The organism is Pseudomonas sp. MC6, from assembly GCF_054790575.1.
Genome location: NZ_CP186504.1, coordinates 3766610 through 3789396 on the forward strand (window position 1 = coordinate 3766610; position 22787 = coordinate 3789396).

Sequence of the window (22787 nt, forward strand, 5' to 3'; positions counted from 1 at the left end):
GTTCGGCTCATTGGCCGAACCCAATTCCTGTAGGAGTGAGCCTGCTCGCGATAGCGGTGTAACAATCAATAGTTACGTTGACTGACACACCGCTATCGCGAGCAGGCTCACTCCTACAGTTAATCCGCGCCCACATTCATGATCTTCGGAGTTTTCCATGACGGCCCACGCCGACCTTTCGCCGACCCTCCAACTCGCCATCGACCTGATCCGCCGTCCTTCCGTGACGCCGGTCGACGCCGATTGCCAGAAGCAGATGATGCAGCGCCTGGGCGATGCCGGTTTCAGCCTCGAGCCGATGCGCATCGAAGATGTGGATAACTTCTGGGCGACCCACGGCGACAACGACGGCCCGGTGCTGTGCTTCGCCGGCCACACCGACGTGGTCCCGACCGGCCCGGTCACCGCGTGGCAGATCGACCCGTTCAACGCGCTGATCGATGAACACGGCATGCTCTGCGGCCGTGGCGCGGCGGACATGAAAGGCAGCCTGGCGTCGATGACCGTCGCCGCCGAGCGTTTCGTCACCGATTACCCGAACCACAAAGGCAAGGTCGCGTTCCTGATCACCAGCGACGAAGAAGGCCCGGCGCACCATGGCACCAAAGCAGTGGTCGAGCGTTTGGCCGCGCGTAATGAGCGTCTGGACTGGTGCATCGTCGGCGAACCGTCGAGCACCACCCTGGTTGGCGACGTGGTGAAAAACGGCCGTCGTGGCTCGCTGGGCGCCAAGCTCACGGTCAAAGGCATTCAGGGTCACGTCGCTTACCCGCATCTGGCGAAGAACCCGATCCACCTCGCCGCTCCGGCGCTGGCCGAACTGGCCGCCGAGCACTGGGATCACGGTAACGATTTCTTCCCGCCGACCAGTTTCCAGATTTCCAACGTCAACTCCGGCACCGGCGCGACCAACGTGATTCCGGGTGATCTGGTGGCGGTGTTCAACTTCCGTTTCTCCACCGAATCGACCGTCGAAGGCCTGCAGAAACGCGTGGCCGACATTCTCGACAAGCACGATCTGGACTGGCACATCGACTGGGCGCTGTCCGGCCTGCCGTTCCTCACCGAACCGGGCGCGCTGCTCGACGCGGTGTCGGCGAGCATCAAGGACATCACCGGTCGCGAGACCAAAGCGTCGACCAGCGGCGGCACCTCCGATGGCCGTTTCATCGCGACCATGGGCACGCAGGTTGTTGAACTGGGCCCGGTCAACGCGACCATTCACCAGGTCAACGAGCGCGTGCTGGCGGCGGATCTCGACGTACTGACCGAGATCTACTACCAGACAATGATCAAGTTGCTCGCCTGATGCTGGCTTGCCCCATTTGCAGTGAACCGCTGAACACAGTGGACAACGGCGTGGTCTGCCCGGCAGGCCATCGCTTCGACCGTGCGCGGCAGGGTTATCTGAACCTGCTGCCGGTGCAGCACAAGAACAGCCGCGACCCTGGCGACAACCAAGCCATGGTCGAGGCGCGTCGCGACTTCTTGAACGCTGGCCATTACGCGCCAGTAGCCAAGCGACTGGCCGAACTGGCGGCAAGTTATGCGCCGGATCGCTGGGTCGACATCGGTTGTGGCGAGGGTTATTACACCGCGCAGATCGCCGAGGCCTTGCCGAACGCCGATGGCTACGCGCTGGACATTTCCCGCGAGGCGGTCAAACGCGCGTGCAAACGTAACCCGGCGATTAGCTGGTTGATCGCCAGCATGGCCCGTGTGCCGTTGGCGTCGGGCAGTTGCCAGTTCCTCGCCAGCGTTTTCAGTCCTTTGGATTGGGAAGAAGCCAAGCGCCTTCTCAGTGTGGGCGGTGGCCTGATGAAAGTCGGCCCGACCAGCGGCCATCTAATGGAACTGCGCGAACGCCTGTACGACGAAGTGCGCGAATACACCGACGACAAGCACCTGGCCCTGGTGCCGGAAGGCATGGCGCTGGCGCACAGTGAAACCCTGGAATTCAAGCTGACCCTGACCAAGCCCGAGGATCGCGCCAACCTGTTGGCGATGACGCCCCACGGCTGGCGCGCCAGTGCCGAGCGTCGTGCGGCGGTGATCGAGCAGGCCGAGCCGTTCGAGACCACCGTGTCGATGCGCTACGATTATTTCGTTCTTCAATAACTTTTGGTCTCGGGCAAATGCCCGGGGCCGGCTAAATCCGCGAATGGATTTTTCAGACCCGCAGTGAGGACATCCATGCGCCAACCGGACATCGAGATTTACCTGAAAGACGCCGACGTCGACCACAAGGCCATTTCGGCCTGGCTGGGCGCCGCGTTGGGCCCGTGCAGCGACTGGGTACAGAAAGGCCAGACTTACAAGTGCAAGGCCGGCAACGTGCCGGTGACCTGGCTGCCGAAAGCCGTGGGCAAGTGGAACAGCCTGTACCTGGAAAGCGACCAGACCCCATGGGACGACGACATCGCCTGCGCGCGTGCAGCATTTGCCGCGCTGAACGTGGAAGTGCGTTGCGCCCCGGGCACGTGGGTTGAAGAGGAAGGTGAGGAGACGGCGGATCGCTGGATGCGCATCAGCGAAGACGGTGAAGAAGAAATCACCTGGAAAACCGCTTAACAACAGGCAACGCAGATCCCATGTGGGAGCGAGCCTGCTCGCGAATGCGGTGTATCAGTCACCATTCATATCGACTGACACTACGCATTCGCGAGCAGGCTCGCTCCCACAGTGGTTTTCAGCGACTTACAGGCCTACAACGTCTTCCGCCTGCAAACCCTTCTCGCCAGTAATCACTGCGTATTCAACCTGCTGGCCTTCGGTCAGCGACCGATGCCCTTCGCCACGAATCGCGCGGTAGTGCACGAACACGTCCACCCCGTCTTCGCGCTGGATAAAGCCGTAGCCTTTGGCGTCGTTGAACCACTTCACGTTGCCGGTTTCACGTGTTGCCATCTGTTCATACTCCTTTTTTATTATTGGACAGGCTTTTCGCAGGAAAGCCTTTGCGGAACGTCAGCCTGCGTCCGACGTCCATAAAAGGGCCTCGGCGACAGACCGCCGAGTATATGACAGGCGCAAAAAGACTCAACAGGAGATTACTTCGCCGCTTTTTTGCCGATTTTCAGCGAATCCGGCACACTATCGACCGCCCGAGCATCTGCTCGGTTTTATTCACTCACGCAGAAGCCGTATGACCCGTTCCCCGTTTCGCCGTCTTGTGTTTGGCACCTTGCGCCGACTGTTGTACCTCTGGGTTCGCTCGGAGACGATCAACCAGTCGTCGTTCACCCTCAACCTCGACCGCAGTCGTCCGGTGTTCTACGTCCTGCAAAACCCTTCGCTGACCGATCTGGCAGTGCTCGACACCGAGTGCACCAAGGCCGGTCTGCCGCGTCCGGTACTGCCGGTGTCGGTGGGTTCGCTGATCGAACCGGCGGCGTTCTTCTACCTGACGCCGGATCCGGACTGGCTCGGTCGCCAGGACAAGCGCGGTGCGCCGCCGACCCTGACCCGCTTGGTCAGCGCCCTCACGCAAAACGCCGCCGAGGATGCACAAGTCATCCCGGTCAGCGTGTTCTGGGGCCAGTCGCCGGACAGCGAAAACAGTCCCTGGAAACTGCTGTTTGCCGACAGCTGGGCGGTCACCGGACGTTTGCGTCGCTTGCTTAGCATCATTGTTCTCGGGCGCAAAACCCGCGTGCAGTTCTCCGCGCCGATTCACCTGCGCGAGCTTATCGAGCACAACAAGGGCCACGAACGCACCGTGCGTATGGCCCAGCGCATCCTCCGCGTGCACTTCCGCAATCTGAAAGCAGCGGTCATTGGCCCGGACATTTCCCACCGCCGAAATCTGGTCAAAGGCTTGCTCAACCAGCCATTGGTCAAACAAGCGATCCTCGACGAAGCCGAGCGCGAAAACATCTCCCCGGAGAAGGCCAAGGCTCAGGCCTTGCGCTACGGCAACGAGATCGCCTCGGACTACACCTACACCGCGATCCGCTTTCTGGAAGTGGTGCTGAGCTGGTTCTGGAACAAGATCTACGACGGCATCAAGGTCAACCACATCGAAGGCGTGCAGAAGGTCGCCCAGGGTCACGAAGTGATCTACGTGCCGTGCCACCGCAGCCACATCGACTACCTGCTGCTGTCGTATTTGCTGTTCCGCAACGGACTGACCCCGCCGCACATCGCCGCCGGGATCAACCTGAACATGCCGGTGATCGGCAGCCTGCTGCGCCGTGGCGGTGCATTCTTCATGCGCCGCACGTTCAAGGGCAATCCGCTGTACACCTCGGTGTTCAACGAATACCTGCACACCCTGTTCACCAAAGGTTTCCCGGTCGAGTACTTCGTCGAGGGCGGCCGTTCGCGCACCGGGCGCATGCTGCAACCGAAAACCGGCATGCTCGCCATTACGATGCGCAGCTTCCTGCGTTCGTCGCGGATGCCGATCGTGTTTGTGCCGGTGTACATCGGTTACGAACGCGTGCTGGAGGGGCGTACTTACCTCGGCGAACTACGCGGCGCGAGCAAGAAGAAAGAATCGATCTTCGACATTTTCAAAGTCATCGGTGCGCTCAAGCAGCGTTTCGGTCAGGTCGCCGTCAACTTCGGTGAGCCGATCAAACTGGCGGAATTCCTCGACGCCGAACAACCGGACTGGCGCCAGCAGGAACTCGGCCCGCAGTACAAACCGGCGTGGCTCAACGAAACCACCAATCGTCTCGGCGAGAAAGTCGCGCAGCATCTGAACGAAGCGGCGGCGATCAACCCGGTCAACCTGGTGGCGCTGGCGCTGCTCTCGACCACGCGTCTGGCGCTGGATGATCGCGCCATGGCACGGGTGCTGGATCTGTACCTGGCGCTGCTGCGCAAGGTTCCCTATTCGCCGCACACCACGCTGCCAGAAGGCGACGGCCGCGCGCTGATCGAGCATGTGAAGGACATGGACCTGCTCGCCGAGCAGAACGATGCGCTGGGCAAGATTCTCTATCTGGACGAGCAGAACGCCGTCCTGATGACCTACTACCGCAACAATGTGCTGCACATCTTCGCCCTGCCGGCGCTGCTGGCGAGCTTCTTCCAGAGCGCTTCGCGCATGAGCCGCGAACAGATCCTGCGCTACACCCGCGCGCTGTATCCGTACCTGCAATCGGAACTGTTCATTCGCTGGACGCTGGACGAACTGGACGGTGTGGTTGATCAGTGGCTCGAAGCATTCGTCGAGCAAGGCCTGCTGCGTTTCGAGAAGGATGTTTATCTGCGTCCAGCGCCAAGTTCGCGGCATTTCGTCCTGCTGACGCTGCTGTCGAAGAGCATCGCCCAGACCTTGCAGCGTTTCTACATGACCGTGTCCTTGCTGCTCAACAGCGGCCAGAACAGCATCAGCGCCGAAGAACTGGAAGACCTCTGCACCGTCATGGCTCAACGCCTGTCGATCCTCCACGGTCTGAATGCGCCGGAGTTCTTCGACAAGAGCCTGTTCCGCCACTTCATCCAGACGATGCTCGACCTCGACGTGCTGCGCCGCGACGAGGCCGGCAAACTGAGTTATCACGAGCTGCTCGGCGAACTCGCCGAAGGTGCAGCCAAACGCGTATTGCCGGCGGAGATTCGCCTGTCGATCCGCCAGGTTGCGCTGCATCGCAGTGAAGATGCTGCAGATCAGGTCGTCGCTCAACCCGAGACCTGATGCAAACCGGGTGGGAGCGAGCTTGTTCGCGAAGGTAGAGTGTCAGTCGACATCTCAGTGACTGAAATACCGCTTTCGCGAGCAGGTCGAATCGTCGCACCGTCGCTCCCATATTCAAAGGAGATGCACCATGAAAAAACTACTAACCCTCGCCGCCGCCACACTGTTGAGCGCCTGCCAATCGACCAGTCCCGCCGGCAAGGTCGGCCTCGACGGTGAAGTGTTCTACCTGCAGCGCATCGCCCTGCCACCTAGTGCGACCCTCAGCGTCAGCCTGCAAGACGTCTCGCTGGCCGATGCGCCGGCCGTCGTGCTGGACGAGCAAAAAGGCCCGATCAAAGGCCAGGTGCCGCTGCCCTTCCACTTGAGCTACGATCCGGCCCAAGTCAAACCGGGCCACCGTTACTCGGTCAGCGCGCGCATTGAAGTTAACGGCGAACTGATGTTCATCACCACCGAAAACCACGCCGTGCAACTCGACGGCAACGACCCGCAGCCGCTGAAAATCCGCGTCGACGCCGTTCGTTAATTCATTTTCCGCAGCCCTTTTCCGCAACAAGGAAGCCGCCATGTTCCGCCCTACCCTTCGCTTCGCCGGCCTGTGCGCAGGCCTGATGATCTCCGCCAGCGCCATGGCTCTGTCGCTCAGTGACCTGTCGCAAAAAGACGCCACCGGCGGCCTCAAGGATGCCCTGACCCAAGGCGCGCAAATCGCCGTCAAACAACTCGGCACACCCGGCGGTTTCAGCAACAACCCTGAGGTGAAGATCGAACTGCCGGGCAAACTCGGCAAAGCCGCGAGCAAGATGAAAGCCTTCGGCATGGGCGCTCAGGTTGAAGAACTGGAAACCGCGATGAACAAGGCTGCGGAAAGCGCCGTGACCCAGGCCCAGCCAATCCTCGTCGACGCCGTGAAAAAAATGAGCGTGGAAGACGCCAAAGGCATCCTCAGCGGCGGCAAGGATTCGGCCACGCAATACCTCGACAAATCCAGCCGCGAACAGATCCGCGCCAAGTTCCTGCCGATCGTCAAGCAAGCGACCGACAAGGTTGGCGTGGCGCAGAAGTACAACTCGTTCGCGGGCCAGGCCGCTGCGTTTGGCGTTGTCGATGCGAAGAGCGCCAACGTTGAAAACTACGTGACCGAGCAAGCGCTGAATGGGCTGTTCGAGATGATCGGCAAACAGGAAGAAACCATCCGCCAGAACCCGGCTGCTGCGGCGACCAGTCTGGCGAAGAAGGTGTTCGGCACGCTTTAAGCTGTCACAACATGGGGGCGAAGGAATTCGCTCCCGTGCTTCCATCCACCTACAGGATTACGTAAAAAGAACACCCACTCCCGCCCCATCTTCCTCCGTTCAAAAACTCCTAACTCGTCTAATCCGTCTAGTGCCGACGCCGCCTCGCTATACGAGCAAGCAAAATTCTCAGCCACATTGCTCGCGGTGAACTCCTTCGCCACTCCGTTTTTGGCCACCTCGTACAACGCGCGTTGTTTTTCCGTGAGTTGATCAAAGAAGCCGCAATTCTTCAGCCTGCGCTCGAATTCTTCGGTGTAGGCCACGCTCTTGCGGTAAACATCGGTAAACCCGAGCACCGCTCGCTGGATCACCGAACACTGGAATTCGATGAAGTACGTCAGATCCAGCTCATCCGCCTCGGTGTGCAGGTATGAGCGTCCATATTTCACCGGCGCATTACGCAGTAACAAACTGATCGCTATGTAGCGAAACGCCGCAAATTCGTTCTTGAACATGAACCAGTAAAACAACGCCCTGGCGACCCGCCCGTTGCCGTCGCGAAAGGGATGCTCGTAGCCCAAGGCAAAGTGCAGCGTGATCGCCTTGATCAGCGGATGCAGATAGTGGTTATCCAGTGGTGAGCCGTCGGGCAGGTTGATCCAGTGCGACAGTCGCTCAAGCCGCGACGCCAATCCTGCTGCAGGTGGCGGCCGGTGCACCGTATTGCCCGCCCCGTCCTGGACGACCACCTCGTCATTGGTCCTGAATACCCCAGGTGAATACTGCTCGTCATCGATGCCCTCGACCCCCACCCGATGAATCGCCGCAATCAACTCCACGCTCATGGGTTCGTAACGTCTCTCCCAGGCATAATTCATCATCCGGTAATTACCCATCACCATGCGTTCATCCGGAGTACGAGGCTGGCGCTGCTGTTTGAGCATGTCCTTGGCCACGCGCGTGGTCGTCGCCGCACCCTCCAACTGGCTACTGGCGATGGCCTCGTCTTCGATCAAGTCATTGAGCAGATAACTGAAATGCGCCCGTTCGCCAATCTGGCTGGTCATGTACTCCAGCGCAGCCGTACTGGCCTGCCGATCCACGATGGAGATGGTTTTCTGTGCCAGCGGCGTGAACAGATACTTGCCCCACTGCACCGGCTCGCCCAGTGGCAGAAGGTTAATGTACTGGGCCGCCCGCGCCTTCTTGACCAACGCCCAGCACAGTCTGGCATCCAGCCCCGCCGCCCAGCGATAACGCAACGCTTCAAATGGCAGATAACGACCTTGATCATCGAGCGGCTTGAGCAGCGCAAGATAGTCCGCCAGACGATGCTTGTGGGGCGGGTGCACCAACAAATCAAACACCGGGTCGGATCGGCCCTTCAAGGGTGGAGGCTTTTTCATCAAGGCGGGCTCAAGGACTCTGGAAAAGCAGAGGCTTGAGTACAGCACTCGCGGCACCCAGGTTCAATATCGGAGGTTTCTGAAAAAAATGTAGGAAGTGGCGGAGGCAGAGCGGGGTTTGGATAGTCAGCTAGAGACTGGTCGGCTGTCAGGCCGCCTTCGCGAGCAGGCTCGCTCCCACAGAAGAGCCAGAGCAAATCGCTTCTGCTCCTCACCACTCAACACAATGAGCGTTAGCTCGCGTACAGCTTTTGATCTGAAGGCCCGTCGGCAGGCTGAGTGGAGGGATTGATCCGGGGGTGGGAGCGCAGCGACCGTTCGACGAAGTCGAACACATCGAAAGGAGGTGCAGCGAAGCAAACCGTAGGCGATGCCCCCGGATCGATCCCGGAGCGAAGGAACCCCGAGCCCCAGCGAGTGGGCCGAACGTCAGGGCGCAGACCTTTGGTTCCTTTGGGGCGTTTGGAAAAGGTGACTCGCCGTAAGGGCGAAACCGCCAGCCGCAGCACCCGCGGAAACGGATATGCACCCAAAACCCCAAGAACATGGTCGGCCCGAAGGCCGCCACGTCACAAAACAATCAAGCGTCCCTACACACCCGGAACCAAGCCGCATACAACGCCGGCAAAAACAACAGCGTCAACGCAGTCGCAACAATCAACCCACCCATGATCGCCACCGCCATCGGCCCAAAAAACACACTGCGCGACAACGGAATCATCGCCAGCACCGCCGCCAAAGCCGTCAACACAATCGGCCTGAAGCGTCGAACCGTAGCCTCGATAATCGCCTGCCAAGGCTTAAGCCCCGAAGCAATATCCTGTTCAATCTGATCCACCAGAATCACCGAATTACGCATGATCATCCCTGACAGCGCAATCGTGCCCAACATCGCCACAAACCCGAACGGCTGACGGAACACCATCAAGAACAACGTCACCCCGATCAACCCCAAAGGCGCCGTCAAAAACACCATCGCCGTACGCGAAAAACTGCGCAACTGCACCATCAGCAACGTCAGCACCACGACGATGAACATCGGCACCCCGGCATTCACCGACTTCTGCCCACGCTCGGAATCCTCCACCGTGCCGCCAACATCCAACAGATAACCATCCGGCAACTCGGCACGAATCGAATCCAGCGTCGGCATGATCTGCTTGACCAACGTCGCCGGCTGCTCCTTGCCATAAATATCGGCGCGCACGGTCACGTTCGGCAGCCGATTGCGATGCCAGATAATCCCCTCCTCAAAGCCGTATTCCAGCGTGGCAATCTGCGACAACGCCACACTGCGGCCGTTATCCGTCGGCACCGCCAGACTCGGCAACAACGACAACTCAGTGCGCTCATGCACCGTGCCGCGCAGCAGAATCTCGATCAACTCATTGTCTTCGCGGTACTGACTGACACTCGACCCGGTCAACGAACTCTGCAGGAATTTCGCCAGATTGGCTGTGCTCACACCCAGCGCCCGAGCACGATCCTGATCGATATTCAGATAAACAACCTTGCTCGGTTCTTCCCAATCCAGATGCACGTTGACCACATGCGGATTCTCGCGAACCTTGGCCGCCACTTTGCGCGCCAACGCGCGGACCTCTTCGATGTGTTCGCCGGTGACGCGGAACTGCACCGGATAGCCAACCGGCGGACCGTTTTCCAGACGTGTGACCCGCGAACGCAATGTCGGAAACTGCTCGTTAAGCGTTTCAATCAACCACGTGCGCAGCGCTTCCCGCTCCTCGATGGTTTTCGCCAAGACCACAAACTGCGCGAAGCTGGCCGCCGGCAATTGCTGATCCAGCGGCAGATAGAAACGCGGCGAACCGGTGCCAACGTACGCCACGTAATTATCGATGCCGGCGTGATCCTTGAGCATCGCCTCCAGTCGTTTCACCTCACCAGTGGTATTAGCCAGCGACGCGCCTTCAGCCAGTTTCAGATCAACCATCAACTCCAGCCGATTGGAGGCCGGGAAAAACTGCTGCGGGACGAAACGGAACAACATCACCGAGGCAATAAACAGCCCCACCGTCAGCACGATCACGGTCTTGCGATGCGCCACGCACCACTCCACCAAGCGCCGAACCCGCTGATAAAACGGCGTGCCATACGGATCCGGCTGACCGTCACCCGTGCCATGTTTGGCTGCATGAATTTTCGCCAGATCCGGCAGGAGTTTTTCCCCCAGATACGGCACGAACACCACCGCCGCCACCCAGGACGCGAGCAACGCAATGGTCACCACTTGAAAGATCGAGCGGGTGTACTCGCCGGTACCGGACTGCGCGGTGGCAATCGGCAGAAACCCGGCGGCGGTGATCAACGTACCGGTGAGCATCGGGAACGCGGTGCTGGTCCAGGCGTAGCTCGCTGCACGGATGCGATCGAAGCCCTGCTCCATTTTAATCGCCATCATTTCTACGGCGATGATCGCGTCGTCCACCAACAAGCCCAGCGCCAACACCAATGCGCCAAGGGAGATCTTGTGCAGGCCGATGCCGAGGTAATACATGCAGGCGAAGGTCATCGCCAGCACCAATGGAATGGTCAGTGCCACGACCATGCCGGTGCGCACGCCGAGGGAGAAGAAGCTCACCAGCAAGACAATCGCCAGCGCCTCGACCAGCACCTGGACGAACTCGCCGACCCCGGTTTTCACCGCCGCCGGCTGGTCAGAAACCTTGCGCAATTGCATGCCGGCCGGAAGGTTTTTCTGGATGCGCGAGAACTCGCCTTCCAGCGCTTTACCGAGCACCAGAATGTCGCCGCCATCCTTCATCGCCACCGCGAGACCAATCGCATCTTCGCCCATGAAACGCATGCGCGGCGCCGGTGGGTCGTTGAAACCGCGACGCACATCGGCGACATCGGAGATGCGGAACGTACGATCGCCGACGCGGATCGGGAAGTTTTTTATCTCATCGACTGTCTGAAAATTCCCCGAGACCCGTAGCTGCAAGCGCTCGCTACCGGTTTCAAAGAACCCGGCGGTGGACACCGCGTTCTGCTCTTGCAGCGCTTGTTGTACCGCCGACAGCGGCAGGCCGAGGGTCGCCAATTTGACGTTGGACAGTTCGACCCAGATTTTCTCGTCCTGCAAACCGAGCAGGTCGACCTTGCCGACATCCTTGACCCGCTGTAGCTGGATCTGGATACGGTCGGCGTAATCCTTGAGCACCGCGTAATCGAAACCGTCACCGGTCAGCGCATAGATATTGCCGAACGTGGTGCCGAATTCATCATTGAAGAACGGCCCCTGTATATCCGGTGGCAAGGTCTGGCGAATATCGCTGACCTTCTTGCGCACCTGATACCAGAGGTCGGGAATTTCCTTGGAGTGCATCGAGTCGCGGGCAATGAACGTCACTTGCGATTCACCGGGGCGCGAGAACGACACGATGCGTTCGTACTCGCCGGTTTCCATCAGTTTCTTTTCAATGCGTTCGGTGACCTGACGCGAGACTTCCTGCGCGGTCGCCCCCGGCCATCGGGTCTGGATGACCATGGCTTTAAAGGTAAACGGCGGGTCCTCACTCTGGCCAAGTTTGGTGTAGGACAGCGCACCGACGATGGCCAGTAAAAGCATCAGGAACAGTACGATCTGGCGATTACGCAGCGCCCATTCGGAAAGGTTGAAGCGCATCGGGGCTTACTCCTTGTCCGCCAGATTGACCACACGGTTGGAGCGATCCACCGGACGCACCTGCTGACCTTCGAGCAGCACATGCACTCCGGCAGCGACCACCCAGTCGCTGGCGTTCAGGCCTTCGAGCACCGGCACGCTTTTCTCGCCGAACGGGCCAACGCGCACCGGGGTTTTCTTCAAGGTGTTGTTGCCGTTGACGACCCAGACGTAGGTAGCGCCGTTTTCGGCGGTGAGTGCCGAGAGCGGCACCGACAGGGAAACGCTGTCGGCCGATTGCACAAATACACGGGCGCTCTGGCCCAGTTCAGCCGGGACTTTGCCGCCGGTGAAGGAAATACGTGCAGCAAAGGTGCGTGAGCGTGGATCGGCGGCGGGCGACAGTTCGCGGATCTGTCCGGCGAAGCGCTGGTTCTGTTGCGTCCACAGCTCGACTGTCACTGGCTGACCGACCTTGAAGCGGCCGAAGCTCTGCTCCGGCAGGCTGATCAGCACTTCGCGTTCGCCATCGGTGGCGAGGGTAAACACGGTTTGCCCGGCGGCGACGACCTGCCCCACCTCGACCGAACGCTTGGCCACCACGCCATCCTGCGGCGCACGCAGCACCGCGTAACTGGCCTGATTGGTCGAAACGTTGAATTCAGCTTTGATTTGTTTGAGACGGGCTTCACCGGAGCGGTAAAGGTTCTCCGCATTGTCGTAAGCCGAGCGGCTGACCATCTGCCGGTCCATCAGGGTCTTGTAGCGATCACGCTCGGCGCGCACCAGATTGAGATTGGCTTCGGCGGCGGCGACTTGGGCGCGGGTGGCTTCCAGTTGCAGGCGTACATCTTGCGGATCGAGTTCGGCGAGTGGCTGATCGGCCTTCACGCGCTGACCTTCATCGACCAGTCGTCGGCTGACTTTGCCGCCAATGCGAAAGGCCAGATCGGGTTCATAGCGGGCGCGCACCTCGCCCGGATAACTTTCCATGGCCTGCGCCGAAGGCTCTGGCTGCACCACCATGGCCGGTCGCACGGTGACTTGCGTCGCCTCTTCCTGACCACACGCTGACAAAAGGAACGCCAGACTCACTGGCAACGCGAGGGACAACGCATGGCGGAACATGGTGACGGACCTTTCGCTAATGGTGCTTGGAATAATTATACTGGCGGGTATGTTATTAATAGCAAACTCACCAGTCCAGTAATAAAAGCGAAGAATGTCGAACAATCTTTCAGCTCCAAACGGTCCGGGCCGCCCCAAGGATCTGGCCAAGCGCCAGGCCATCCTCGACGCGGCGAAAATTCTCTTTCTGAGTCATGGCTACGCCAACACCAGCATGGACGCGGTCGCCAGCGAGGCCGGCGTGTCGAAGCTGACGGTCTACAGCCATTTCAACGACAAGGAGACGCTGTTCTCCGCCGCCGTCGTGGCCAAGTGCGAGGAGCAATTACCGCCGCTGTTCTTCGAATTGCCCGAAGGCATCGCTGTGGAAAATGTGTTGCTGAACATTGCGCGAGGCTTTCATCACCTGATCAACAGTGATGAGTCGGTGAACTTGCACCGCTTGATCATGGCGCTGGGCAGTCAGGACCCGAAGCTGTCGCTGATCTTCTTCGAGGCGGGTCCGCAGCGCATGGTGCAGGGCATGGAGCGGTTGTTGACGCGCATTCACGAGACAGGCGCGCTGAGCATCGATCTGCCGCGCAATGCGGCTGAGCATTTCTTCTGCCTGATCAAGGGCGCGGGGAATTTTCGATTGTTGTATGGCTGTGGGGAGCCGTTGAGCGAAGAGGCTGCAGAGAGCCATATTCAGGAAGTGGTGGCTTTGTTTATGCGGGCGTACAAACCTTAGCTTCTGCGCTGTTTGGGCTGGCCCTATCGCGAGCAGGCTCACTCCTACAGTGGATTTGTGTGCACCACAGATCAATTGTAGGAGTGAGCCTGCTCGCGATAGGAGCGACTCTGTTTTAAGGCTTGAGCGCTTTCTTCGGATAAATGTCATAGCGGCTCGATTTTCCATCCAGCGCATGACTCGGCTTCGGCCCCTCAATGCACGGCGCCTTGCGCGGCCGCTTGACCACCACCCGGTGCGTCGCCAACGCCAACGCGGCTTCGAGCAACGCCGGGGCATCCGGATCATCCCCCACCAACGGCCGGAACAGGCGCATTTCCTTCTTCACCAGCGCGGTCTTCTCACGGTGCGGAAACATCGGATCGAGATAAATCACCTGTGGCGGCTCGCCTTCCCAGTTCTGCATGACCTCGATGGAGTTGCCCTTGAGCAATTTCATCCGCGCCACGATCGGTGCCACGTCGAAATCCTCCGCCGCCCGTGCCAGACCATCTTCCAGCAGCGCGCCAATCAGCGGCTGGCGCTCGATCAGGCTCATTTCGCAACCGAGACTGGCCAGCACGAACGCGTCCTTGCCCAGCCCCGCCGTCGCATCCAGCACGCGCGGGCGCACGCCTTGGGCGATACCGACAGCCTTGGCAATCATCTGCCCGCTGCCGCCGCCATATAGGCGCCGATGCGCCGCGCCGCCCTCAACGAAGTCGACGCGCACCGGTCCCGGCGCATCCGGGCCGAGCTGTTGCAACTGCAAACCCTGCTCGCCGACCTGCAAGGCAAACTCGCCGTCCGCCACTGCAAGCGGCAGACCGAGGCGCTCGGCCCACTGCTCGGCTTGCGCTTCATACGTCGCGCCAAGGGCTTCGACATGGATGCGGCAGGCCGCGGGTTGTTCGATCATGGAAAACACGCTCAAAAATTCAAGGATCGGCAAAAACCGCCGATAATTCATTCAACGCGCATTTTGCCAGAGCTGAGCGTCAACCGAAAAAAATGTCAGGCATTCTTCCCACATCGATTGGCTACATCTCGCCCCATGGCGACTTTAGCCGTCACAACACTCAAGCACTGAGCGGCGTCAGTCACCTGTGGCAGGATTTCTTTGCCCAGGCGATGGCCGAACAGACGAGTGAAGTGGTGCCTGCCTGCGGTACATTTCCGCCGGTTGACCTGAACAGCCCGGAAGAGCCGACCATCGGCAGCGAGCTGCACGCGCACATCATCAGCCAGCGCGAGTGCGACGTGGTCGAAACCGAAGTGCGTCCGCCAGAGCCGCTGTTCCTGCCGATCGCCGAGTTCGAAATGGACTTGCTTGACAAGCCATTCCCACCGTTCCCGCCTGAAGAACTCAAGGCTCAGCAAGAGCAACAGGATTTCGACAGCAGTTGGGTGCGTCCGGTGGTGATCAACAATGGTCAGCCCGTTCCAGAGCCTGGCCCGGCACCGCAGAAGAAACCGCTGTACCTGCCGATTGCCGAATTCGATCTGGACCTGCTGCAAAAGCCTTACCCGCCGTTCCCGCCGGAAGAAATCATCGAGCAACAGAAAGCGCTGGACTTCGATAACGGCTGGGCGCGCCCGATCGTTCTGCAGAACCTGCGCCTCGCCGCTTAAGCCTCAGCGACACACGCTCCAGCGCCCGACATCGACATGAAAGTGATTGCGGTGGGCGGCGTTGTAATCCGGGCTCAACACCACATTGAACGCCTCGCAGGCGCCGTCGCGCACCTGACGCAGAAACTGCGCATCCTGATTTTGCTTCGGCCAGTCCTTGAGTACGCTGATGCTGCGGCCGTCGGCCAGCCGAAAACCGGCAATGTCCAGCGCATCAGCGCTGGCATGACGGCTGAGCGCCCCGCTTTCGCGGTTGTAGACATTGCGGCAGGCGAAGCTGCCAAGGTGATCGAGGCGCGCGACTTTCTGACCGTAAACCGACTGTGCGGCGGGTTGCAGCGAATGGTGCTCGAACATCGCGTAGGCCACCGCCAGCGGACAACTGGCGAGGAAGCTGCTGCTCAGCGCCGCCTCGCCGCTCTGTACGCGCAGGGCGCCGATCAGCGGGCATTCGGCGCCCAGGCTGTCGGCTTGACGTGTGACGCGCAGATCGGAACTGCTTAACGCCTGGGCGCAGAGCTGAGGATCACTGCGCAAACGCATCAACTTGTAGCCGGTCAGCCAATTGGGCGCGGCTTTCACGTCCAGCGGTGCCCACGGATTCCATGGCGGTGGCACGTCCAGCCAGCCGCGCCAGACACTGATCATGGCGCCGCCGATGATCAGCAGGACAGTAAGCGCAATCCATCGCCCCATGCTTAGCCCTTGAAGAACTGATTGGCCTTGGCGTACGGCATCGACTGCGAAGTAAAGCCGAAGGTGCCGGATTGCTGGATCTCTTCGGCGGCGCGAAAGAATTCGCCGAACGCTGCCAAGGCCAGTGCCGAACCGGTGCTGATCCGGCGCACGCCCATGTCCTGCAGTTCCTGCACGGTCAGTTTCAAACCGCCAGACATCAGTACATTGACCGGTTTCGGCGCCACTGCGCGCACCACTGCCAGCACTTCTTCGGCGTTGCGCAAACCCGGTGCGTAAAGCACATCGGCGCCCGCTTCGGCGAAGGCCTGCAAGCGGCGAATGGTGTCGTTGATATCGGGGTTGCCGTGCAGATAATTTTCCGCGCGGGCAGTCAGGATGAAGGGGAATGGCAGTGTGCGCACGGCGGCGACGGCGGCTTCGATACGTGCCACCGCGTGTTCGAAGCAATAGATCGGCGCAACCGCGCGGCCGGTCGCGTCTTCGATCGAACCACCGACCGCACCCGCCTCTGCTGCGCGAAGCAGGCTTTTTGCAGCCTCGGCCGGGTCATCGGCAAAGCCGTTTTCCAGATCCACCGCCACCGGCAAATCAGTGGCCGCGACAATCGCGCGGACATTGGCCAGGGTCTCGTCGAGACTCAACGCACCATCGGCCTTGCCCTGGGAAAACGCATAACCGGCGCTGGTCGTTGCCAAGGCCTGATAGCCGAGACTGGCGAGCATTTTCGCCGACCCCGCATCCCACGGATTGGGAATGACGAAAATCCCCGGACGTTCATGCAGGGCTTTGAAGGCGTGTGCTTTAAGGGCTTGGGCATCCATCGGCAGGCTCCAGGGCAGGAAAAAATCCGCCTCAGAGCAGGCCAAGTTGCTCCGCAGCGGGTTCTCTGTATAGCTCAGGCAGGGCCGGCAGGCCAGGCAAACGTTGCATCAGTTGTGCGTGAAAACGTTGCGCCAGTTTTGCCGCCAACAGGTTGTCGGCGGTGTGCAGGAAGATATACGGCGTACGACCCTCTTCGATCCACTCGGCGATTTTCGCTACCCACGGCACCAGGAACGCATCGTTGGCTTCAAGCTCGGGATGGCCAATGAAGCGCACTTGCGGGAACTGGGTGAACGCCGCCGGACGCGTCGGCACGCGCGGTTTTTTCGATTGCGCGTGGATCACCGAGGATTCGGTCGACAGGCAGCTGAACAGCGCACGCGGGTCGAGGCAGATGCGTTCCACGCCACGGTCCAGCAGCAGCCTATTGAGCAAGCGTTCGCTCTCGCCCTTGGCGAAGAACTGTTCATGCCGCACTTCCACTGCCAGCGGGCAATCCAGCGCATCGATGAACGCCGCCAGTTCCGGCAGCCGTTGCGGTGTGAAGCTTTTCGACAATTGCAGCCACGACGGCGAGACACGCTGGCCGAGTGGCTTGAGTAATTGCAGAAAGGTTTCGGCTGCCGTCAGTTGCTCGCGCAGATCACCGCTGTGACTGATGTCGCCGGGGAATTTGGCGGTAAAGCGAAAGTGTTCAGGCATAACCTCAGACCAACGCTGCACCGTGGCCGGTGACGGGCTGGCGTAGAAGGTCGTGTTGCCTTCAACGGCGTTGAACACTTGGCAATAGAGACCGAGGAAATCGGAGGTTTTGGCGTCTACCGGGTACAGATACTCGCGCCAGGCGTTTTCGCTCCAGGACGGACAACCGAGGTAGTAAGGCAGATCCATCAGATGTACAGATCGAGGCCCAGCACGTCTGCATCCCAATCGACAAAACCGGCAGTGCTCAGATAGCTGGCCAAGGCCATCGCTACGCTTTTTTTCATCGCACGGTGGTAGATCATGTCTTGTTGGCGGGCGGGCAGATTGCTCAGGCGTTGCGCGGCAGCTTTGGCGGCAGCACGGGCAGCCAGTTGCTCTTCAGTCGGAAATTCGATCTCACCGTCGATATCGTCGACTGACTCATCCACAGTCACATGGCCTTTGCGAGGCTTGCGCTTGATGGGGTAGGACTGAGAGGAAAGGCCGTCTATACGCATAATTTCATGCTCGGTATCGATGATGGCAATTTAGCGGCACTTGACCGACTTAGCAAACTGCCGAGTGATAACTAGAACACATAAAGCGCAAAAGGTTTAAAGCGAGGGGTTACAAACTGACGATTGGCGACAGTAGATCAAAAGATCGCAGCCTTCGGCAGCTCCTACAGTTGGAATGCAATCTCTGTCGGAGCTGCCGAAGGCTGCGATCTTTTTAAAGGCTCAACGAGCCTTGGGGGTGGCGACTTTATCGCGCAGGTAAACCGGTTGTGCATCATCCGCCGGGATCGACTCGCCGCGCTCCCAGGCAAAACGCGCCAGGGTCAGCAGGTCTTCGGCGTGGGGCAGCATGCCTGCATCCGAGCCGCTCAGATCGACCGCAATACGCTCGCCATACCCCCAACCGGTGCCAGCACCAAACCAGTCACCGCTGGCATCGGCCGGCAGCGCCGCGACTTCCGGCGGCAACACCGCTTCGGCACCGACCAGTCGCATCTCCCCCGCCGTCTCGCGGTAGCAGCCCCAATACACCTCATCCATCCGCGCATCGATGGCCGCCGCGACCTGGCTCACGCCATGTTCGCGATAGGCACGCTGCGCCAGCACCGCGAGGTTGGACACCGGCAACACCGGGCGATCCAGCGCAAACGCCAGCCCTTGCACCACACCAATGGCGATCCGCACGCCGGTAAATGCACCCGGCCCGCGACCGAAAGCAATCGCATCGACCGCTTGCAACGTGGTGCCGGCGTCGGCCAGCAATTGCTGGATCATCGGCAGCAGTTTCTGCGCGTGCAGGCGCGGGATCACCTCGTAATGGCTCGTGACCTTGCCGTCATGCAGCAAGGCAACGGAGCAAGCTTCAGTCGCGGTGTCCAGGGCCAGCAAGGTGCTCATCGATGTTTCCAAAACAGGGGTGGGAAAAAGTGCGTCAGTATAAACAACTACGGCCCGCAAGCGGGCCGTGGATGGTGCTGCGGTTCAGACTTTTCAGCTCAGCGCGGCCAGCACCTTGGCGGTGATCGCATCAACCGAACCAACGCCCGGGATGTGGCTGTACTTCGGCTTGCCAGCATTTTTAGTCGACAGGCTCTGATAGAACTCCACCAAAGGCTTGGTCTGCGAGTGGTAGACCGACAGGCGATGACGCACGGTTTCTTCGGTGTCGTCCTTGCGCTGTACCAGCTCTTCGCCAGTGATGTCGTCTTTGCCGGCGATTTTCGGCGGGTTGTAGACGATGTGGTAAACGCGGCCGCTGGCTTCGTGAACACGACGGCCGGCGATGCGTTGCACGATTTCTTCGTCTTCAACAGCGATTTCAACCACTGCATCCAGCTCAACGCCGGCAGTGACCAGTGCTTCAGCCTGCGGAATGGTGCGCGGGAAGCCGTCGAACAGGAAACCGTTGGCGCAGTCTGGCTGAGCGATGCGGTCCTGAACCAGTGCGATGATCAGGTCATCCGACACCAGGCCGCCGGCATCCATGATGCTCTTGGCTTGAACGCCCAGTGGAGTACCGGCCTTGACCGCTGCACGCAGCATGTCGCCGGTGGAAATTTGTGGAATGCCGAATTTTTCGGTGATGAACTTAGCCTGAGTACCTTTACCGGCCCCGGGAGCTCCCAGCAGAATGACGCGCATTAGATGTGCTCCTCAATTTTTTTATAAAAAGCTTTTACAAAACAAAGGATTCGCCTCTTGGGACGAATCCTGAAAATACGGGTCGTGGCCGCACAAACGGCCAAAGGCTGATCAAGATACACAGCAGGCTGCGCCCACACAAGACGCCAAAAGTCGGAGAAACCGACGCCCCCTGCGACCTTGCGACGCGGTAACCCAAGTCGCAACCCCATCACTAACTGTCGCCTGGCGGCACTTTGCGCCGTCAGGCAAAGCGGCCTCCGTTACGTGTTCCGGAGGCCGCGTGCGCAGACAAAAACATTAGCCGGTATTTCGCAAACCGGCGGCAATCCCCGCCACAGACACCAGCAACGCCTGTTCCACCGGGCTGCCCTGCTCGACATCCTGCTGCCGCGAGCGGGCCAGCAATTCGGCCTGCAATAGATGCAGCGGGTCGAGATAGGTGTTGCGCAGACGGATGAATTCAAGGGTGTCAGGGCTATGTGCCAGCAGCTGCGACTGGCCAGTCAGGCCGAGCACCACTGCGCACGCCTGCGACAATAGGTCGCGTAACTGCGCGCCCAACGGCAGCAGATCAGGCTCGACCAGGCGCTGATCGTAGGACAGCGCAATATCCGCGTCAGCCTTGGCCAGCACCATTTCGAGCATGTCGATACGCGTACGGAAGAACGGCCATTGTTCGCGCATTTGCCCAAGCAACTCGCCTTCGCCGCGTTCCAGCGCCTTGCTCAGTGCCGACTCCCAACCCAGCCACGCCGGCAGCATCAGCCGCGTTTGTGTCCAGCCAAAGATCCACGGAATCGCCCGCAGACTTTCGATACCGCCGGCGCGACGTTTGGCTGGACGACTGCCGAGGGGCAAGCGACCCAATTCCTGTTCGGGCGTGGACTGACGGAAGTACTCGACGAATTGCGGATTTTCCCGCACGACCTGGCGATAAGCGCTGACGCCATCGGCGGCCAATTCGTCCATCAAGTGACGCCACTCTGGTGTCGGCGGCGGCGGTGGCAGTAGCGTTGCTTCAAGCACCGCCGCCAGATACAGATTGAGGTTTTGCTCGGCGATGTCCGGCAGGCCGAATTTGAATCGAATCATTTCCCCCTGCTCGGTGGTGCGGAAACGCCCCGCCACCGAACCCGGTGGCTGCGACAGAATCGCCGCATGCGCCGGGCCACCGCCCCGGCCCACGGTGCCGCCGCGACCGTGGAACAACAGCAGTTCGACTTGCTGCTCGCGGCAGATTTCCACCAAGCGTTCCTGCGCGCGATATTGCGCCCAGGCCGCCGCCGTGGTGCCGGCGTCCTTGGCTGAGTCTGAATAGCCGATCATCACTTCCTGCGGGCCGTGCAGCCGTGCGCGGTAACCCGGCAACAGCAACAGCCGCTCCATCACCGGCCCGGCGTTGTCGAGGTCGGCGAGGGTTTCGAACAGCGGCACCACACGCATCGGCCGCAACACGCCGGACTCTTTGAGCAGCAGTTGCACGGCGAGCACATCGGAAGCGGCGCCAGCCATGGAGATTACGTAGGAACCCAGCGAAGCGCCCGGTGCCGCAGCGACTTCCTTGCAGGTGTTGAGTACTTCGGCGGTGTCGGCCGACGGTTTGAAATGCGCCGGCAGCAGTGGCCGACGATTGCTCAGTTCACGGGTCAGGAAGCTGATGCGCTGCTCTTCGTCCCAGTCTTCATAGCGACCGAGACCAAGATAATCGGTGATTTCGGTCATCGCCGAGCTGTGTCGCGACGAATCCTGGCGTACATCGAGACGCACGAGGAACAAGCCGAAGGTCACCGCCCGACGCAGGCAATCAAGCAGCGGGCCATCGGCGATCACACCCATGCCGCATTCGTGCAACGAGTTGAAGCACAGCTCCAGCGGATCTAGCAGATCACGGTTGTTGCTCAGCACATCAGACGGCGCTGGCGTCGGTGCGGTCAGCGCGGCATGTGCCCAGTTGCGCGTCGCGCGCAGGCGTTCGCGCAATTGTTTGAGCACCGCACGATACGGTTCGGCGCTGTCGCCGGCCTTGGCTTTGAGGGCATCGCTGGCCTGCTGCATCGACAGTTCAGCCGCCAGATGGTCGACATCGCGCAGGTACAAATCGGCGGCCATCCAGCGCGCCAGCAGCAACACTTCGCGAGTCACGGCGGCGGTGACGTTGGGGTTGCCGTCACGGTCGCCGCCCATCCACGAGGCGAAGCGAATCGGCGCCGCTTCCAGTGGCAGACGCAGGCCGGTCGCTTCGTACAAGGCCTTGTCGGCCTTGCGCATATGGTTGGGGATCGCTTGCCACAGCGAATGCTCGATCACTGCGAAACCCCACTTGGCCTCATCAACCGGCGTTGGGCGCGTGCGGCGGATTTCTTCGGTGTGCCAGGCTTCGGCGATCAGCCGTTGCAGGGTGTTTTGAATCTGCTCGCGTTCGGCGCTGGTCAGGTCGCGATGATCCTGCGCGGCGAGTTGCCCGGCGATCGCGTCGTATTTCTGGATCAACGTGCGCCGCGCCACTTCGGTCGGGTGCGCGGTCAGCACCAGTTCGATTTCCAGTCGCGCCAGTTGCCGGGCCAGCGACTCGGCGCTGTGGCCTTCGTTGCGTAAACGGGCGAGCAACTCAGGCAGTACGCGGGATTCGAACGGCGCCGGCTGCGACTCTTCGCGGCGATGGATCAGTTGATACTGCTCGGCGATGTTCGCCAGATTGAGAAACTGGTTGAACGCCCGCGCCACCGGGAGCAATTCGTCCTCGCTCAATTGATTGAGGCTGGCGCTCAGTTCAGCGTCCATCGAGCCACGGCGATCGGCCTTGGCGCCCTTGCGAATCTGCTCGATCTTGTCGAGAAAGGCTTCGCCGTACTGGTCTCGAATGGTGTTGCCCAACAGCTCTCCGAGCAGGTGAACGTCTTCGCGCAAGCGTGCATCAATATCGGTCATCAGCAATTCCCCAGCAGTAATCCGGACGGCTTAGAAACGAGTGCATGACCTAGAGAGTGCCGCTCTACGACGCTTCTTACAAGCAGCCGACCAAGGGACTT

20 protein-coding genes are annotated in these 22787 nt (G+C 60.3%); 8 read left to right on the forward strand and 12 right to left on the reverse strand.

Annotated features, from left to right (window positions below; translation table 11 throughout):
* Positions 1-157 precede the first annotated feature (157 nt).
* From dapE to ACOYXE_RS16965, 3 genes are all read left to right on the forward strand, one after another.
* Complete coding sequence (gene dapE / locus ACOYXE_RS16955) at positions 158-1309, forward strand: succinyl-diaminopimelate desuccinylase (RefSeq protein WP_160056195.1); 1152 nt, start codon at positions 158-160, stop codon at positions 1307-1309.
* Positions 1309-2118, forward strand: coding sequence for a putative RNA methyltransferase (locus ACOYXE_RS16960; protein ID WP_405122236.1), 810 nt, complete (start codon positions 1309-1311; stop codon positions 2116-2118). The genes dapE and ACOYXE_RS16960 overlap by 1 nt, the downstream gene beginning before the upstream one ends.
* A 75-nt stretch (positions 2119-2193) precedes the next feature.
* On the forward strand, positions 2194-2571 hold the full coding sequence (locus ACOYXE_RS16965; protein ID WP_016985110.1) for a hypothetical protein: 378 nt from the start codon (positions 2194-2196) through the stop codon (positions 2569-2571).
* Positions 2572-2697: 126 nt separating this feature from the next.
* On the opposite strand, the gene ACOYXE_RS16970 is transcribed toward ACOYXE_RS16965, so the two are convergent.
* Positions 2698-2907 carry a cold-shock protein gene (locus ACOYXE_RS16970; protein ID WP_007908870.1) on the reverse strand — a complete coding sequence of 70 codons (210 nt, stop codon included), beginning with the start codon at positions 2905-2907 and terminating at the stop codon, positions 2698-2700.
* Between the two features lie 238 nt (positions 2908-3145).
* Between ACOYXE_RS16970 and plsB the strand changes: the two genes are divergently transcribed.
* From plsB to ACOYXE_RS16985, 3 genes are all read left to right on the forward strand, one after another.
* The gene (gene plsB, locus ACOYXE_RS16975; protein WP_160056189.1) at positions 3146-5647 is read left to right on the forward strand and encodes a glycerol-3-phosphate 1-O-acyltransferase PlsB; all 2502 of its coding nucleotides are present in this window, start codon (positions 3146-3148) and stop codon (positions 5645-5647) included.
* A gap of 130 nt (positions 5648-5777) precedes the next feature.
* Positions 5778-6176: a YbaY family lipoprotein gene (locus ACOYXE_RS16980; RefSeq protein ID WP_160056187.1), complete on the forward strand. Its 399-nt coding sequence runs from the start codon at positions 5778-5780 to the stop codon at positions 6174-6176.
* A gap of 40 nt (positions 6177-6216) precedes the next feature.
* A complete protein-coding gene (locus ACOYXE_RS16985) occupies positions 6217-6906 on the forward strand; it encodes a DUF4197 domain-containing protein (protein WP_160056185.1) in 690 nt (229 codons plus the stop codon).
* Here ACOYXE_RS16985 and ACOYXE_RS16990 read toward each other — a convergent pair.
* From ACOYXE_RS16990 to ACOYXE_RS17000, 3 genes are all read right to left on the reverse strand, one after another.
* Positions 6903-8294, reverse strand: coding sequence for a Fic family protein (locus tag ACOYXE_RS16990; RefSeq protein ID WP_160056183.1), 1392 nt, complete (start codon positions 8292-8294; stop codon positions 6903-6905). The genes ACOYXE_RS16985 and ACOYXE_RS16990 overlap by 4 nt on opposite strands.
* Before the next feature lie 580 nt (positions 8295-8874).
* Entirely contained in the window at positions 8875-11943 is a 3069-nt protein-coding gene (locus ACOYXE_RS16995) for an efflux RND transporter permease subunit (RefSeq protein ID WP_460926317.1), read from the reverse strand.
* A 6-nt stretch (positions 11944-11949) separates the two neighbouring features.
* The gene (locus ACOYXE_RS17000; RefSeq protein ID WP_160056179.1) at positions 11950-13050 is read right to left on the reverse strand and encodes an efflux RND transporter periplasmic adaptor subunit; all 1101 of its coding nucleotides are present in this window, start codon (positions 13048-13050) and stop codon (positions 11950-11952) included.
* A 94-nt stretch (positions 13051-13144) separates the two neighbouring features.
* Here ACOYXE_RS17000 and ACOYXE_RS17005 point away from each other — a divergent pair, with 94 nt between their 5' ends.
* Positions 13145-13780, forward strand: coding sequence for a TetR/AcrR family transcriptional regulator (locus ACOYXE_RS17005; protein WP_160056177.1), 636 nt, complete (start codon positions 13145-13147; stop codon positions 13778-13780).
* 115 nt (positions 13781-13895) lie between these two features.
* Here the strand turns inward: ACOYXE_RS17005 and ACOYXE_RS17010 are convergent, their stop codons facing one another.
* Complete coding sequence (locus ACOYXE_RS17010) at positions 13896-14678, reverse strand: class I SAM-dependent methyltransferase (protein ID WP_405122239.1); 783 nt, start codon at positions 14676-14678, stop codon at positions 13896-13898.
* 92 nt (positions 14679-14770) lie between these two features.
* Here ACOYXE_RS17010 and ACOYXE_RS17015 point away from each other — a divergent pair, with 92 nt between their 5' ends.
* The gene (locus ACOYXE_RS17015) at positions 14771-15391 is read left to right on the forward strand and encodes an energy transducer TonB (protein ID WP_160056173.1); all 621 of its coding nucleotides are present in this window, start codon (positions 14771-14773) and stop codon (positions 15389-15391) included.
* 3 nt (positions 15392-15394) lie between these two features.
* On the opposite strand, the gene ACOYXE_RS17020 is transcribed toward ACOYXE_RS17015, so the two are convergent.
* From ACOYXE_RS17020 to ppc, 7 genes are all read right to left on the reverse strand, one after another.
* Entirely contained in the window at positions 15395-16087 is a 693-nt protein-coding gene (locus tag ACOYXE_RS17020) for an extensin-like domain-containing protein (protein WP_160056171.1), read from the reverse strand.
* A 2-nt stretch (positions 16088-16089) separates the two neighbouring features.
* On the reverse strand, positions 16090-16911 hold the full coding sequence (locus tag ACOYXE_RS17025; protein ID WP_405122240.1) for an isocitrate lyase/PEP mutase family protein: 822 nt from the start codon (positions 16909-16911) through the stop codon (positions 16090-16092).
* Between the two features lie 31 nt (positions 16912-16942).
* A complete protein-coding gene (locus ACOYXE_RS17030; protein WP_460926318.1) occupies positions 16943-17803 on the reverse strand; it encodes a DUF72 domain-containing protein in 861 nt (286 codons plus the stop codon).
* A complete protein-coding gene (locus ACOYXE_RS17035; RefSeq protein ID WP_102900558.1) occupies positions 17803-18114 on the reverse strand; it encodes a hypothetical protein in 312 nt (103 codons plus the stop codon). The genes ACOYXE_RS17030 and ACOYXE_RS17035 overlap by 1 nt, the downstream gene beginning before the upstream one ends.
* A gap of 222 nt (positions 18115-18336) precedes the next feature.
* On the reverse strand, positions 18337-19011 hold the full coding sequence (gene tsaB / locus ACOYXE_RS17040) for a tRNA (adenosine(37)-N6)-threonylcarbamoyltransferase complex dimerization subunit type 1 TsaB (RefSeq protein WP_405122242.1): 675 nt from the start codon (positions 19009-19011) through the stop codon (positions 18337-18339).
* Between the two features lie 93 nt (positions 19012-19104).
* A complete protein-coding gene (gene adk / locus ACOYXE_RS17045; protein WP_160056163.1) occupies positions 19105-19755 on the reverse strand; it encodes an adenylate kinase in 651 nt (216 codons plus the stop codon).
* A 300-nt stretch (positions 19756-20055) separates the two neighbouring features.
* Positions 20056-22686 carry a phosphoenolpyruvate carboxylase gene (gene ppc, locus ACOYXE_RS17050; protein WP_460926319.1) on the reverse strand — a complete coding sequence of 877 codons (2631 nt, stop codon included), beginning with the start codon at positions 22684-22686 and terminating at the stop codon, positions 20056-20058.
* Positions 22687-22787: the final 101 nt, after the last annotated feature.